Raw genomic sequence first — 13,720 nt, 5'->3', positions numbered from 1 at the left:
TTGGGGGATCGATATGACATCTCTTGCCAAGTTAGGGGCGTAAGTTGTGGAGCTCGCCCAAGGCGACGAGCTGCAGAGGGACTATGTGCCTCTGATCCTGCGGGCGATGGCTTGCAAGAAAGCAACTCAACGCAAACTCGCCCACCTGACCGGTATCAGCAAATCGAGGCTGGGCGTTTTGCTGCACAGCAAGCCCGAAAAACGCGTCACCATGACGCTTCCTGAATTTGAAACAATATTGCACGCGCTCGGCATGAATCTAGTGCACGCATATGTGTGCCTGAAAACCTTCAAAGGTCTCGATGAATATTATCAGAAATGTTATTCGACGGCTGTCTTCATGCTCTGCGACATATGCGTGCGCGCGCCTGAGCGAATGATTGATGTGCTCGAGGAATTGGGTGGCTTCGATGGAACCGAGATCAGGCTGGCCTGGAGCCCGTCGCTCCAAAACGCATTGATCAAGAAGGTGACCGAGGAGGTCCAAGCTATTCATGAGCGCAGAAATCGCCTCACCCATGGCGACGATTTCGACCTCTAGCCGAACTGTTCGTGGACATGGATCAGCAAACCATGCGGCTAGAATGTCGAGACGGACGCCTTCCTTCCGATTGTTGGGCGCAGCTGCGTGTTAGGGCCGGCTGTCGTCGAAATGATTGTCGCCTGGCGCCCGATCCCGCTCAATCGCGACCAGTTGAGCAGAACATTGTCCACATAGGCTTGCGTTTCAGGGATCTGCGGGACCAGGCCATTCCGAATCCGCCCCGGTCCTGCATTGTAGGCGGCGAGCGCGAGATGATAGTGGCCGAAACGGTCGAGCTGCTGGCGCAGATATTTCGCGCCCCCGCGCAGGTTCTCATTGATGCTGTAACGGTTGACGCCCAGTGCAACTGCCGTGTCGGGCATCAACTGTGTGAGCCCGAATGCGTTCTTGCGCGAGAAAGCGTCGGGCCGATACCGGCTTTCCCGGATGATCATGGCATCGAACAGGCCAACCGGAATGCCATATTGGCATGCGATGTTGCTCATCATGTCGTAGTAACTAGCCCGGCGCATCTCGGCATCGGACGTCAGAAATCCGGTCGGCCGGTAACCCGGCGAAGAGCAGCCAGGCACATAATGATAAGCCGCCGACGCGAACATGGCGCCGCCTCGCATCCAGAGCGGGACAGGCACGCTGGATGCAGGCGGGAGCTGTGCTTCGACCGCCATCGCGCCCAACTGCGCGACGCCCACATGGGCGAACGGATCTTCGGCATCGGCAGGCGCCGACCGGGGATTTGTGTCCATGAAATTGTTCGCCATCTGGAATTCCACCCATTGCCGACTGAGGTCATGCACCCGAAAGTCCCCAACCGGCGGCAACAGTGTCGCATCTGGCAGATCCCGAACTGGCGCAGCCGGCGCCGCGACGTCTTGCTTCACCGGGGCGCCCATCGCGATGAGCTGGACGCTTCGGACCGCGTGTTCAGGCCTCGAGACGGCGGGCGCTTCGACGGAACAGATCAGGCCGACGGTGGCGACACCCAAGAAAAAAGCACGCATGACGACCTCCCCATTCTTGAACCGAGGAAAATGGACGCCAGCCGAGTCCATCTTGTCAATCCGCCCCGAGACACTCTGACGGCCGGCCGCACAGCTCTTGCGAGAGCGAAATGTGGCTGATCGCGCGATACAGCAATGGCTGCGGAAAGGGCCGAATTCCTCTTCCAGAGGCCGTTCGGAATGCCCTGGTTCGCTGGTACATCGGCCAAGGTGCCCGGGCCGATGAAGAAGCGGGGATCATGCTCGTCCAGCAAGCGCGCATCGGCGAAAAGTGGATCGCCTGTGACTGCTTGCCGCCAGGTGAACCGCCGCCCATCCTGACTCCCGCCTTCCTCTCGGAAGCTGAAACCTACTACCTGCGGCGTCTTACGAGCACTGATCGGCCCGAGCATCAACCCGATTGCCCGTTTTTCCGCGAACAGGCAACAAACCGCATCACCGAAGTGTGGACACAGGAAAGCCCTGCGGAACCGCCCGCCGGCTATTTCGAGGTTCTGCGCCCCGCGCCCGAGAAGCTTGCCCAACGTCCCGAGGAGGACAGCACCGATGATCGTACCCGTCAGGCATCGATCCCGCGCCTGGCGCGGTTGCTTTGGCGGCTTCTTGCTCTTTCCGGCTTGAATCGTTGCCTGCCTCCATCGTTCGATACGGCCGAGCGTTCCATCAAAACCGAATTCCGCGTGCTCTCCGTTGCGGCCGGAAAAGTCGAAATCGCGCCAGGCATTGAACTGGGTCGCGCGTTCTGGACGCATGCTCAGGCGCTACACAGCCGACGCATGTACGCGCGTCTGCGTGAACTTGCCCGAGGCTGGCCCCGCGGCCATGCTCCGCAGGCGTTCCTGGCCCTATTTGCTCAGGATGTCCGCGGCTCCACCATATATGTGCCGGGAAGCGATCCGGTTGTCCTCGCCAATCGCGTCCAATCGCCGTCGATCCGTGGAAACCAGATCAAGGGGCCTTACCTGACGATCGTCGTTGCTGGGGAATATCCTGAAGCCCATGGGTATGCGCCGCTCCGTGCCTACGCCCAGCCTATTTTCTCAGGGAAACGCTTCGTTCCGGTAGATTCCGAATTTGAACGCGCAGTGCTCCGCGAATTGATCAAACTCCAATGGACGTTCGATCGCATCGGAATCGACCTCACCATTGAGAAACCGGTTTTCGACACACTTACGCCGATCGGCGCCTGCCGGCCTGACTTCATCCTGGAACTGCGCTCTCGCGAAACCGGCGAGATCAGGTCGATCATCGTGGAAGCCATGGGATCAACTGATGAGACGTATCTAGCCGCAAAAGCTGTCACTCATCCGCGCATGGCGCAAATTGGTCCACTCGTGTGTGTATCACCGGCGGATGTGGAAACGGGCCGCATCGGCGCTATCGTCCGTCGCGCGGCGGGCGCCTAGCTCCAGCGCATCGATGTGGCGAAGAGAATGACGATGCCGAGCGTCACAGGCATGGAAGTCAGGTACAGCTTTTGCCAGCGCCACCATATTTTCGGGACAAACAGGATGGCGGACCGAAGGGAATTGACGCTGGACCAGCCGCGCTCGCGAACCACTTCCACCATTGTCGTCGCGCAGGAGAGCGCCATGGCGATCACGCAGCACGAACCGGCAGCGACATAAAGCGCCATCCAGTTCGCCAGTTCGATCGCCGTCAGATATCGCATCTCAGCAACCTGTATAGCCGATAATCGTGCACAAAGGCTAATCGGAGTATCAGGTACCGCAAAATTGGAACTTGCCTCATCTGAGATGCACAGATGCCAAAGGTCGTAAGCGCCGACGGAAGGTGGCGTTGACGCGGCCCGTCAGGCTTTCCGGCGTGTCCGTGGCGCCCATTTTTTCGCGAGCGTTTCCAGCCTTGCTTCGATCAGAGGGATATCGGGCTTGGCGTTGGGATCATGGTTGTCGCCGAGGGTCTCCAGCGCCTCTTCATGATATTCATGCTGGGGATCGCCGAGCGCTTCGAGCTTTTCGGCATAGCCCCATGGTCCGCCACTGTCCTCCGGCGGGCGCATGCCTACTGCATCGAGGATGAGCGGATATGTCAGGTGCGGGCTGGCCGCGCTGACGCGCTCGATCTTGACGCTATGCTCCCAGGCGTCGCCAAAGTCGTAGAGATATCGGAAAGTCTTGCGCCTCGTATCCGCCAGGACCTGGGCGAGAGTGGCCTTACGGGCGTCGAGCGGCCCGTCGAAGCCATATTCAGGATCAGGGATGCCGAAGCCGGTCTGCCCGAAGCTCATTTCCCACAGATGAGAGTCCGTCCACGAGAAGGCGGTCTGGATGACGGTGTGCAGACGGTCGAGGCGGATATTGAGCGGCACCTCCAGCGTTCGGCTCACGGCCGGTGTCACATCGTCCAGCGTAATCTTCATCCGCACGATAGTGCTGTTGCTCACGCAGCCTTCTCCAGATCGTTGGTCAGCTTTGATGCCTGCCATTTCCACGGCAGGAAGTCATCGATCCGATTGATCGGGTGATTGCCGATGCGCTCAATGACGTCTGTGAACCACGCCTCGGGCTCGACGCCGTTGAGCCGGCATGTACCGGCCAGAGAGTAGAAGAGCGCGGCGGCCTCTCCACCCTTCATAGAGCCGACGAACATCCAGTTTCGGCGCCCGAGCGCGACACCGCGCAGGGCGTTTTCCACCAGATTGTTGCTGATCTCGAGCTGACCATCATCGCAGTAGCGGATCATGGCCTGCCAGCGATTGAGCGGATAGCGACAAGCCCGCGCCAGATTGCTGTCGGAAGACAGGCCTCGGTTCTGGGTTTCGAGCCACACGCGCAATGCCTCCAGCTTGGGCACCGCCTTGCTCTGGCGGATGCGTCTTCGCTCATCGGGTGGCGCACCCTTGATATCGCGCTCGATGGCGAAGAGTTCGGCGATCCGCACGACCGCCTCCGCCGCGATCGGTGACGGGCTCTTTTCCAGTATGTCGGTAAATTTCCTGCGACTGTGACTCCAGCATCCTACTTCGACGATGTCCCTGGGCGCCTTGGTTTTGGGATCGCGGTAAAGCGCATTATAGCCAGCAAAACCGTCCGCCTGGAGATACCCCTGATAGCCGGCGAGATGTTCTGCCGGATGCGCTCCGCCACGATCGGCGCTGAAGCGGAAGGCTACGGCAGGCGGGCTCATGTCACCGCTTGAACGATCATCGCGCAGATACACCCAGAAGTGCCCGGTCCGGCTGCCATCGCCATTGCCCAACAACGTGACCGGCGTGTCGTCCCCGTGGATCTTGGCGGCTTCCCGGATATAGGCGAACAACCGCTCGCCCAGCGGCGCCAGCAGCCATGCCAGTTTTCGCGCCCAGCGGCTCATCACATCCCGATCAATGTGAAGCCCAACGCGGCGGAAGATTACCGACTGCCGATGCCAGGGCTGGTGATCGACAAAGCGATTGACGACGAGGTGGGCCAGCAAGGCGCTGCTCGCCATCACCTTGGGCAGCGGCAGATCGACGGCGGGCGCCTGGCGGATCTGCTCGCAGGACCGGCACACCAGCCTGGGCCGGACATGGCGGATGACGCGGAAGCGCGCCGGGACATAATCGAGGACCTCAGTGACGGCCTCGTCGATCTGGACTGACGGTCCGTTACAACCGCCACTGCATGGGCTGGGCTGATGATCGACGGTCTGACGCGGGAAGTGCGCCGGAAGCGGAACGCGGCTGCCAGGTTTGCGGGCCGATTTTGCTACCAGCGCCGCCGGCACCTCATCGTTGGCGGGTTCCGGCGCCTCGACCTCCTCGAACATCAGCCGCAGCTGGGCGATATCCATTTTCTCGGAGCTGCGGCCGAACTGGACGCGCAGCAACCGCGCGACACGATGCTCGAGCTTTTCGATCCGCAAGGTCTGGGCTTTGACCGTAGCTTCCGCGGCCCTCAGTTCGGCCCGTTCCCGCTCCATGACATCGGCCATCTCCAGCAGCATTTTCTGCAGGAGAACCGGGTCTGTGGGGAGGCGATCAAGGGCGAACCGCATGGTCTCAACCATAGCCGAAGCCCACGGCAAAACCTACATAAAATGGCGGTTTTCCTGATCTTTTTGGCTATGCGAGCCTCGGCGTGATCACCTCGTCATGGACTATCGCCTGCTTCCAGTTCAGCCCTTCGATGAGCATAGCAAGCTGGGCCGCCGACAGGCGAAGCGCGCCCTCATGAGCACGGGGCCACACGAACTTTCCACGCTCGAGACGCTTTGCATACATGCATAGCCCTGAGCCGTCCCAGACCAGAGCCTTCAACCTGTCGCCCCGCTTGCCGCGGAACAGGAAGACCGCTCCCGAGAATGGATCGAGCTGAAGGATATTGCGCACTTGCGCCGACAGCCCGTCAAAACCCTTGCGCATGTCGCACGGCGACAGCGACAGATAGATTTTCGTCGAAGGCGGGAACGCCAGGCTCAATGATCCAGCTCCCGCAGGACATCGAGCACCTGTTTCAGGACCGCCCGATCAACTTCGCCATCCACCGACACCGTCAGGCCGCACCGCCCTCGAACCTCGATCCGCCCAGCTTCCCGAGCTTTGGCCGACGGCGACGACGATGCCAGTTCGACAGGCGCGAAGCCTGCCATGGCTCCGCGGAGCAGTTGCTTGCGCCAGGTATAAAGCTGGCCTGTTCCAACGCTGTGCCGCCGAGCCACGGCCGAGACGATCGCCCCCGGCGCCGTCGTCTCCTTCAGGATCGCCAGCTTCTCCTCGTCGCTCCAGTTCCGACGCCGCTCCACCCGTACAAGCACTCCGCCATCACCGCGACCGCTCATACGAGGCTCGTTTGACTGCTCGATGTCCATGCTCATGCCTCCTTAAAGGCCGCGAGCTTTCCTATTCCGGTGCCGGCAACAAGGTCACGTTCCGTCGGCGCTTACCAAAGGTCGGCGTTGCAACGCGATGCAGAAGATGCGTGCGCGTCAGTCCGGGTCCGACCGCAGTAGTACCCGCGCTACGAGGTCGTAGCGCGTCGGGTGTATCCGATCCCGCGTCGGAAAGCGCAGCAGATCGATCGTCTCATCAGCATAGGTCGCAGCGACCGAGTTCACAATGTAGGCATGTTGACGACTGTAAGGAAGAAGCCAAATGACCCGATGGCAGATGGTCCGGATACGGATACTCGTCAGCCTGGCGGCGAGATCAGACCTTGCATCGTCGTTGGATCCGACCGAAAAGACGCATGCGCCGTACTTCTTCGTTGGGAAACGCCATCCAAGTATCTGATGTGCATGCACACGCTCGGCCGCTAGCACATCGCACTGGGGGGCATATTTCGCGTTGATGGCGCGTGCGGTCCCCAGCCCGATGCTGTCGCCCAATATGAGGCACTCAAATACGGACCTGCTCCCCGGCATCGGGAACGTTGCTGTCTTGGTCTTCGATTTGTTGCCGGATTTCCGATACGTCCACCTTGCCGATCAGGTAATCCCCCTCATCCTTGAAAAACGCCTCAATCCGCTTCGTTTCGTCCAGAGGTGGCAAAAGCGAACCGAAGCGGGCCTGCCATTGCTGCTCTACAAAACCCAGGAGTGCCTTCCAGGAAGCCGCCTCGCTTGCGTGGACCTGGAGCATCTTATGACCCTCATGCAGGATGATAAGGACGGAGGCGTGCATGATGCTATCCATCGTAAGCGGCAAATCAGTACGGGCAGGCACGACCTGCCTTTTCGTCGCAAAACATGCAATTCCGGCCACCCGAAATCAAAAATACATATCAACTATGTCTATGTACTGCCAAACTGATTCTAGAAAATACAAGAAAAACCTTCACATGTGTAAAGAGAAAGTTTCAGTTAATTTTGTATATACTCAGAAATTTATCAGAATTGTTATTATAACAACAGTTCTATCAACTCACCAAAAGTGACTTGATAGGAATCTCAGGGTTTGCAAGTACAGATTTATCAGGAGTGGCCTGCGTGATAACGAGTGCCTTACCCTGAACATAGTCCTTCACAGAGTTGACGCAGTCAAGGGCCAGCACCTTACCCTTGCTAAGATATACGAGCGTGAAGCTGCGCGCTGCGCTCTGGCCCCGCACGACGACTTCATCGTATCCCAAGCTAAGCCCGATAGTCTGGAGCTTGAGATCATATTGGTTCGACCAGAACCAGGGAACGGCGTGGTACGGCGCGGCGTCACCAGCAATATGCCTGGCGGCCGTTATGGCCTGGTCATTGGCGTTCTGAACTGACTCCAACCGGATCCGCTGACCGCCAGCAAAGGGGTTGGCATGGATCGCGCAATCGCCGATCGCGTAAATGTTCGGCAACGAAGTCTGACAGAATTCATCGACTTCTACCCCGTTCCCGCTTGCCGCACCCGCCGCGATCAATGGCTCTACGGCCGGAACGATCCCGATGCCGACGACAACCATGTCTGCGGGTAAGACCGAGCCGTCAGACATCCGGACACCCGTTACCCATCCATCATGTCCAATCAGGCAATCCATTTTGGCGTTCAAATGGATCTCAACGCCATGCGCCCGATGTTCAGCCTCATAAAAACGAGAAAGCGGTTCACCAGCGACCCTTGCCAGCACACGATCCATCGCTTCCAGCACCGTCACTTGCTTGCCGAGCTTGGCGAGTACCGCAGCCGCCTCGAGGCCGATATACCCGCCACCGATCACCACGACATTCTGCACTTTCGGCGTCTCGGCCAGCATGCGGTCAGCGTCAGCACGAGTGCGGACGTTGTGGACACCCATGAGATCGCTTCCCGAACAGCTCAAGCGACGAGGCGCACCGCCAGTTGCCCAGATCAGCTTGCCATAGCCAATGCGGCTTCCGTCGGAGAGCACAACATTTTGCTCCGCCGGATCGACGGCCACAACCCGTCGCAGGAGCTGCAACTCGATATCGCGCTCGGCCCAGATTGCCTGAGGTCGAATGAGAATTCTTTCGAAGCTCTTTTCGCCTGAGAAATATTCCTTGGAGAGCGGCGGGCGTTCATATGGCGGATCTGGCTCATCTCCCAGCAGTGCCACACTTCCCGCATATTTATGCTGGCGCAGCGCGAGCGCGGCTTGAGCTCCCCCATGCCCGGCCCCAACAATAAGAACATCGTACCGCTCGCTCATGGGATAGATAGCTTCCTTACAGGATTACATAAGCCGTGCTTTGCTTGTCACGCCGTCGGTTAACGGCAAGAGCCTGATTGAGCTCTCTTTGCGAACTCAAGTGCCCTCAATCTTCCGGCGCAATCGTGATGCAAAGTCCGTCCAGAGCATCAGAGATAGTCAACTGACAGGATAACCGAGATCTTGAGCAACGGTGCTCGGACGAGTCCAGAAGATCGTCCTCATCCGTACTCATGGGTGGCAAGCGATCGAGAAACGCTTCATCGACCTGGATATGGCAGGTTGCGCAGGAGCAACACCCTCCGCACAATGCAAGCAACTCGTCGATGCCTGCGTCGCGGATCGCTTCCAGTAACGTGGTTGCGCCATTCGGTGTGACGGTCACGCGCTCGCCAGTGCGCGTTGTAACGGTAATCTCCATTAGTCCTCTAATTTCCAAATATGCTTTTTGGCAGTCTGCTATCGACTGAAAAACCTCCACGCCGCCTTGGCGCGCAAGGCTCATGGGGAAAGCGCGTAGTCCAATCCGATATCGGCCGCGGGAGCACTTTGGGTGATGCGCCCGACTGATACAAAATCGACGCCAGTCGACGCGATTTCCCTAATCGTATCGAGCCGCACGCCGCCTGACGCTTCGATGGGGACGCGGCCGCCGACAAGGGCGACGGCCTCTTTGAGCTTGGCAGGAGACATGTTGTCGCAAAGCAGACGATCCGCCCCCGCCATCAGCGCAGGCTCGATTTGTTCGATCCCGTCAACCTCGACCTGGACTTCCAGCCCGGTATTGGCGGCTTTCGCAGCCTTGACCGCTTCGACAATGCTGCCAGCGGCGGCGATGTGGTTGTCCTTGATCAGGATACCGTCATCCAGACGCATGCGATGATTCCGCGCCCCGCCCACCTTGGCGGCATATTTCTCGATCGCCCGAAGACCGGGAATTGTCTTGCGCGTATCGAGAAGGACGCAATCCGTACCGGCGATCGCTTCGGCATAAGATCGCGTCACCGTCGCGATGCCGGTCAGGTGCTGGAGCGTATTGAGAGCGGACCTCTCGGCCGCGAGCATGAGCTGCGCGCTTCCCGCAATTCGCATGAGGGGCTGCCCAGCGGCAACATTGTCCCCATCCTGCACCAGGAATTCGATAGCGACCTCGGGGTCGAGCTTACCGAAAAACGCGGCTGCCAGCTGGAGCCCGGCAACCACTATCGGTTGCCGGGCAGCCAGAACGGCGGAAAAGCGCGCGCTGGCGGGGACTGACACACGGCTCGTGACGTCTCCGCTCCCCAGATCCTCACTCAGAACATAATCGACGAAGTTGTCGAGTTGTTGCTGATCCAGGCCCGCGATCAAATCCGACTCACGCATCAGGAAACCGCGTCCGCCAGATCTTCAACTTCTTCCTTGTCGGCGAAGACGCCGGTCAAGCGCCTCTCCTCCTCGGAGACGTTGATCAGCCGCCAGTCATCGCCCTTGGGGACCATGCCCTCGAACGACATGAGCTTCGCCAGTGGCACGCGCGGTTCTACAGCACCCAGTGCCGGCTCGCCTTTCTGAACAGCCTGGGCGGCGCGATACATCTGGGTGCGGAAGGTGAAGATCGCCTTGTCGCTCGAGCCGAGCAGATCCTCGCTGCGGTCGGCGATCGGCCCCATCGATTCCCACATCGCCATGTCCTGACAGGGAATGCCGTAGATGCCGGTAAAGTCGCCGGCTTTCATCAGGGCCCGGTCCTGCAGATAGTTGTTTTCGGCGTTGCGCCGCTTTTTGAAGGTAACGGGCTCGACGTCCTTGCCAATCTCCGCCCCGCAGAACTTGCGCCAGGCATCCTGACTGATGCCCTTCGTCGGATGCCAGGCGATCCAATAGAACATGGTGTTCACATCGTCGATCGGAACCAGCATCTGTGACAGATGATATTGGTCGTTGGACGGGATGTGCACCGTGAACGGAGCCTGGAACAGAGTCATGCGTACATAGTCCTGCTTGTCCGCATCGATGATCGGCTTGCGGATAGCAGCATAACGAAAGCCGAACGGCGTTTTCTGCACTTCAATCTTGGGCGCCTTGTCGGCCGACGGGCGAAGCCACGCGGTGTCCGTAGCCGTCGAGCCGCTTACTTCGGTGGCCGTCGGCATGTTCGATGAATGCAGGCTCGAACTGTGCGCCGAATCGATCGACCCTTCGAGAACCTGCGCCCAGTTGCAGCCGCCATGCATTTTCACGATGCTGATCTTCTCAGCCGGCGCGGCCGACCAGTTCGGCGGGCTGAAAGGGATGACATTTTCCGGGTCACCCATCCACACCCAGACGAAACCAGCAGATTCTACCACCGGATATGCCTTGGTCTTCATCGTGCCGCGTAGCTTTGCATCGACCGGCTCGGAAGACATGTCGACGGCATTGCCGTCCACATCGAATTTCCAGCCATGATAAAGGCAACGCAGGCCGCATTCCTCGTTGCGACCGAAGGCAAGGGAAGCGCGCCGGTGCGGGCACAGCTCGTCGAGCGCACCGATGCGCCCCTCCGTATTGCGGAACACGACCATGTTCTCACCCAGCAAGCGAACACGCAACGGCGTGCCGTCTGGCTCGGCGACGTCCTCGATCATGCAGGCGGGCAACCAGTGCTGCCGCATCAGCTTCCCCATTGGGGCCTCGCCCTCCACACGGCAAAGCAGATCATTTTGTTCCGGAGTCATTAGCTACCCTCCTCATTTTGGCTTGGCACGAAGACGAATCACCCTCAGGATGCGCCCTTGAAATTACTTCTATATCGTAGTAATGGCTTTTTCAAGCCTGATTTTCGGGTTGAAGGGAGCGGCAGGCAAAGAATGGCAAATGCGTTGCGACTAGGAATCATTGGGCTCGGCCGGGGTTTCATGCTCACTCTGCCCGCGCTGAAGGCCGATTCTCGCGTAGCGCTTGCCGGGGCTTTCGACCTGCGCCGCGAAGCTCGGGAACGCTTCGCGGACGAATTCGGCGCGCCGGCGTTCGATACGCTCGACGCGCTCTTGTATTCGCCGGTTATCGATGCGGTTTATATAGCCACCCCGCATGAGTTGCATGCCGAGCAGGCCATCGCCGCTCTGCGGGCTGGAAAGCATGTGCTGGTCGAAAAGCCGATGGCGACAACGCTTGCAGATTGCGCGCGTATAGAGCGCGCCGCCGCCGATGCCGGCAAGGTGCTCGTGGTCGGACCCAGCCACGGCTTCGATGCACCCGTACAGGCTGCCGCGCAATTGGTTGCCTCAGGCAGGTTCGGTGCCGTGCGGATGGTCACGGCGCTCAACTTCACCGATTTCATGTTCCGGCCCAGGCGTCCGGAAGAACTGGATAGCGCCCGTGGCGGCGGCGTCGTCTACAGCCAAGCGGCGCACCAGATCGATGTCGTGCGCCGCCTTGTCGGGCAGCCCGTTTCATCTGTTCGCGCCGTCGCCGCCAACTGGGATAGCAGCCGCCCGAGCGAAGGCGCCTATACGGCGCTGGTGACATTTGAAGCCGGTGCTGCAGCGTCGCTGACCTATAGCGGATATGCGCATTATGACAGCGACGAACTGGTGGGGTGGATAGCGGAGCTTGGCTATGACAAGGACCCGGATCGCTACGGCGAGGCGCGTAAGAGGCTTGCGACGCTATCATCGCAGGATGAAATCGAAGCCAAACTGAAGCGCACATACGGCGTCCCGGCTGTCGCTGCCGACACGCCAGCGCCGCATCATGAGCATTTCGGTTTCATCATCGTCAGCTGCGACCGCGCGGACCTGAAACTGTCGCCCAAGGGGCTCTCAATTTATGGGGACACCGAACGCGATTTCCAGCCGATCGAGCCCCCTGCCCTGCCGCGCAAGGAAGTCATCGACGAGTTTGTCGGCGGTTGCCTAGGCATTCGCCGCCCGATCCATGACGGGCGCTGGGGACTTGATACCATGGCCTGTTGCGTCGCGCTCCTCGAATCGAGCCGACGCAATACGGACGTAGCGCCCAACCAACTTCTCGACACTCTATCGGAGAAACCGTGACAATGACCAGACTGAGCCTTTCCCTCGCCTGTTGGGGCTATGACCGCACCGAAGCCCTCCAGACGGGCGCGGTCCGGCCCGACGGCATCGACCTCAACTTTCAGGTTCTGGATGTCGAGGAAACCTTCTTCCGCATGCTGCGCAATCGAGAATTCGATGTCGCTGAACTGTCGATGTCGTCCTATTGCGTGACCCTGGGCCGCGAGAATCCTGGCTTCATCGCCATTCCCGTCTTTCCTTCGCGCTTCTTCCGCCACTCCTGCATTTTCGTCTCCGCCAAAAGCGGCATCGAAAAGCCCGAGGATCTCGTCGGCAAGCGGATCGGCGTGCCTGAATATCAGATGACGGCTCCGGTCTGGATCCGCGGCATCCTGCAGGACGAGTATGGCATTGATCCTGCGTCGGTCACCTACGTCACGGGTGGTGAAGAGGAGCCGGGGCGCGAGGAGAAGCTGAAGCTCAATCTACCCGACAAGTTCAAGGTCGAGCCGATCGGACCCACCCAGACCTTGAAGCGCATGCTGGCGGATGGAGAGATCGATGCGCTGCATACTGCGCGGGCGCCGTCGACCTTCTATTCGGAGCCGGGCAAGGTTCGGCGCCTCTTCCCCAATTTTGTGGACGTTGAAAAAGCCTATTTCGCGAAGACAGGAATCTTCCCGATCATGCATGTCGTGGCCATCCGGCGAGACGTGTATGAGAAGAATCGATGGATTGCTCAGGCGCTTTACAAGGCATTCGTAGAAGCCCAGCGGTTGAGCTATGAACAATTGTTGGTGTCGGCATCGCTGAAAACGATGTTGCCATGGCAGATCGCCGCAGTGGAGGACACTATTGCTACGATGGGCAGGGAATGGTGGCCCTATGGCATCGAAAAGAACCGCCACGTCATCGAGACATTCACGCGTTACCATCACGAGCAGGGCCTGTCGCCCCGCCAGCTCACCATAGAAGAGATGTTCGCGCCCGAGACTTTCGCCGAGTTCCGCATCTAAGAAACCATCCTGCACGAGGCCAGTCTACTGCTCACATGATGGTCCTCGGGACACGTTTAATATCCCGAGG

General features: G+C 59.4%; 17 protein-coding genes. 5 read left to right on the top strand and 12 right to left on the bottom strand.

Annotation, left to right across the window (positions count from 1 at the left end; all coding sequences use genetic code 11):
• Positions 1 to 46 precede the first annotated feature (46 nt).
• Positions 47 to 541 carry a hypothetical protein gene (locus ACZ2HM_RS23235; protein WP_017184784.1) on the top strand — a complete coding sequence of 165 codons (495 nt, stop codon included), beginning with the start codon at positions 47 to 49 and terminating at the stop codon, positions 539 to 541.
• A gap of 38 nt (positions 542 to 579) precedes the next feature.
• Here the strand turns inward: ACZ2HM_RS23235 and ACZ2HM_RS23230 are convergent, their stop codons facing one another.
• Positions 580 to 1,545, bottom strand: a complete 966-nt coding sequence (locus tag ACZ2HM_RS23230; RefSeq protein ID WP_037515329.1) for a lytic transglycosylase domain-containing protein — start codon at positions 1,543 to 1,545, stop codon at positions 580 to 582.
• A gap of 110 nt (positions 1,546 to 1,655) precedes the next feature.
• Between ACZ2HM_RS23230 and ACZ2HM_RS23225 the strand changes: the two genes are divergently transcribed.
• Positions 1,656 to 2,951, top strand: coding sequence for a hypothetical protein (locus ACZ2HM_RS23225; protein ID WP_017184786.1), 1,296 nt, complete (start codon positions 1,656 to 1,658; stop codon positions 2,949 to 2,951).
• Here ACZ2HM_RS23225 and ACZ2HM_RS23220 read toward each other — a convergent pair.
• The 3 genes from ACZ2HM_RS23220 to tnpC all read right to left on the bottom strand — a co-directional run bounded on the left by ACZ2HM_RS23220 (position 2,948) and on the right by tnpC (position 5,376).
• Positions 2,948 to 3,217, bottom strand: a complete 270-nt coding sequence (locus ACZ2HM_RS23220) for a hypothetical protein (protein WP_017184787.1) — start codon at positions 3,215 to 3,217, stop codon at positions 2,948 to 2,950. The two genes, ACZ2HM_RS23225 and ACZ2HM_RS23220, sit on opposite strands and share 4 nt — an antisense overlap.
• A gap of 141 nt (positions 3,218 to 3,358) precedes the next feature.
• The gene (locus ACZ2HM_RS23215; protein WP_237748752.1) at positions 3,359 to 3,952 is read right to left on the bottom strand and encodes a plasmid pRiA4b ORF-3 family protein; all 594 of its coding nucleotides are present in this window, start codon (positions 3,950 to 3,952) and stop codon (positions 3,359 to 3,361) included.
• Entirely contained in the window at positions 3,949 to 5,376 is a 1,428-nt protein-coding gene (tnpC, locus tag ACZ2HM_RS23210) for an IS66 family transposase (RefSeq protein ID WP_162182184.1), read from the bottom strand. Before tnpC ends, ACZ2HM_RS23215 begins: the two co-directional genes overlap by 4 nt.
• Positions 5,377 to 5,388: 12 nt before the next feature.
• Here tnpC and ACZ2HM_RS23205 point away from each other — a divergent pair, with 12 nt between their 5' ends.
• Positions 5,389 to 5,631: a hypothetical protein gene (locus ACZ2HM_RS23205; protein WP_162182183.1), complete on the top strand. Its 243-nt coding sequence runs from the start codon at positions 5,389 to 5,391 to the stop codon at positions 5,629 to 5,631.
• Here the strand turns inward: ACZ2HM_RS23205 and tnpB are convergent.
• From tnpB to ACZ2HM_RS23165, 8 genes are all read right to left on the bottom strand, one after another.
• Positions 5,612 to 5,968: an IS66 family insertion sequence element accessory protein TnpB gene (tnpB, locus tag ACZ2HM_RS23200; protein ID WP_037472583.1), complete on the bottom strand. Its 357-nt coding sequence runs from the start codon at positions 5,966 to 5,968 to the stop codon at positions 5,612 to 5,614. The genes ACZ2HM_RS23205 and tnpB overlap by 20 nt on opposite strands.
• Positions 5,965 to 6,357 (bottom strand): IS66-like element accessory protein TnpA, encoded by a 393-nt coding sequence (gene tnpA / locus ACZ2HM_RS23195; protein ID WP_161489738.1) that lies wholly within the window; start codon positions 6,355 to 6,357, stop codon positions 5,965 to 5,967. The genes tnpB and tnpA overlap by 4 nt, the downstream gene beginning before the upstream one ends.
• A 117-nt stretch (positions 6,358 to 6,474) precedes the next feature.
• Positions 6,475 to 6,873, bottom strand: coding sequence for an SGNH/GDSL hydrolase family protein (locus ACZ2HM_RS23190; RefSeq protein WP_225900034.1), 399 nt, complete (start codon positions 6,871 to 6,873; stop codon positions 6,475 to 6,477).
• 10 nt (positions 6,874 to 6,883) lie between these two features.
• The gene (locus ACZ2HM_RS23185; protein WP_230461513.1) at positions 6,884 to 7,168 is read right to left on the bottom strand and encodes a hypothetical protein; all 285 of its coding nucleotides are present in this window, start codon (positions 7,166 to 7,168) and stop codon (positions 6,884 to 6,886) included.
• Between the two features lie 235 nt (positions 7,169 to 7,403).
• Positions 7,404 to 8,636, bottom strand: coding sequence for an NAD(P)/FAD-dependent oxidoreductase (locus tag ACZ2HM_RS23180; protein ID WP_017184790.1), 1,233 nt, complete (start codon positions 8,634 to 8,636; stop codon positions 7,404 to 7,406).
• Between the two features lie 106 nt (positions 8,637 to 8,742).
• Complete coding sequence (locus ACZ2HM_RS23175) at positions 8,743 to 9,057, bottom strand: 2Fe-2S iron-sulfur cluster-binding protein (protein WP_037478039.1); 315 nt, start codon at positions 9,055 to 9,057, stop codon at positions 8,743 to 8,745.
• Positions 9,058 to 9,137: 80 nt separating this feature from the next.
• The gene (gene nadC, locus ACZ2HM_RS23170) at positions 9,138 to 10,001 is read right to left on the bottom strand and encodes a carboxylating nicotinate-nucleotide diphosphorylase (RefSeq protein ID WP_017184792.1); all 864 of its coding nucleotides are present in this window, start codon (positions 9,999 to 10,001) and stop codon (positions 9,138 to 9,140) included.
• On the bottom strand, positions 10,001 to 11,335 hold the full coding sequence (locus tag ACZ2HM_RS23165) for a Rieske 2Fe-2S domain-containing protein (protein WP_017184793.1): 1,335 nt from the start codon (positions 11,333 to 11,335) through the stop codon (positions 10,001 to 10,003). Before ACZ2HM_RS23165 ends, nadC begins: the two co-directional genes overlap by 1 nt.
• A gap of 57 nt (positions 11,336 to 11,392) precedes the next feature.
• On the opposite strand from ACZ2HM_RS23165, the gene ACZ2HM_RS23160 reads away from it, so the two are divergent.
• Together ACZ2HM_RS23160 and ACZ2HM_RS23155 are read left to right on the top strand one after the other, a co-directional pair.
• A complete protein-coding gene (locus tag ACZ2HM_RS23160; RefSeq protein ID WP_230461514.1) occupies positions 11,393 to 12,655 on the top strand; it encodes a Gfo/Idh/MocA family protein in 1,263 nt (420 codons plus the stop codon).
• A 2-nt stretch (positions 12,656 to 12,657) separates the two neighbouring features.
• Positions 12,658 to 13,650, top strand: coding sequence for a PhnD/SsuA/transferrin family substrate-binding protein (locus ACZ2HM_RS23155; RefSeq protein WP_017184795.1), 993 nt, complete (start codon positions 12,658 to 12,660; stop codon positions 13,648 to 13,650).
• The last annotated feature ends 70 nt before the right edge of the window (positions 13,651 to 13,720 follow it).

The sequence above is a fragment of the Sphingobium sp. KKT206 genome, assembly GCF_055640555.1.
This window is presented reverse-complemented; position numbering and strand designations above follow the sequence as displayed.

Coding starts and splice junctions, on each gene's coding strand:
- nadC (WP_017184792.1), bottom strand. CDS start 10,001: ATGCGTGAGTCGGATTTGATCGCGGGCCTGGATCAGCAACAACTCGAC.
- ACZ2HM_RS23155 (WP_017184795.1), top strand. CDS start 12,658: ATGACCAGACTGAGCCTTTCCCTCGCCTGTTGGGGCTATGACCGCACC.
- ACZ2HM_RS23175 (WP_037478039.1), bottom strand. CDS start 9,057: ATGGAGATTACCGTTACAACGCGCACTGGCGAGCGCGTGACCGTCACA.
- ACZ2HM_RS23165 (WP_017184793.1), bottom strand. CDS start 11,335: ATGACTCCGGAACAAAATGATCTGCTTTGCCGTGTGGAGGGCGAGGCC.
- ACZ2HM_RS23205 (WP_162182183.1), top strand. CDS start 5,389: ATGCTCGAGCTTTTCGATCCGCAAGGTCTGGGCTTTGACCGTAGCTTC.
- ACZ2HM_RS23220 (WP_017184787.1), bottom strand. CDS start 3,217: ATGCGATATCTGACGGCGATCGAACTGGCGAACTGGATGGCGCTTTAT.
- ACZ2HM_RS23185 (WP_230461513.1), bottom strand. CDS start 7,168: ATGCACGCCTCCGTCCTTATCATCCTGCATGAGGGTCATAAGATGCTC.
- tnpA (WP_161489738.1), bottom strand. CDS start 6,357: ATGGACATCGAGCAGTCAAACGAGCCTCGTATGAGCGGTCGCGGTGAT.
- ACZ2HM_RS23225 (WP_017184786.1), top strand. CDS start 1,656: ATGTGGCTGATCGCGCGATACAGCAATGGCTGCGGAAAGGGCCGAATT.
- ACZ2HM_RS23230 (WP_037515329.1), bottom strand. CDS start 1,545: ATGCGTGCTTTTTTCTTGGGTGTCGCCACCGTCGGCCTGATCTGTTCC.
- ACZ2HM_RS23180 (WP_017184790.1), bottom strand. CDS start 8,636: ATGAGCGAGCGGTACGATGTTCTTATTGTTGGGGCCGGGCATGGGGGA.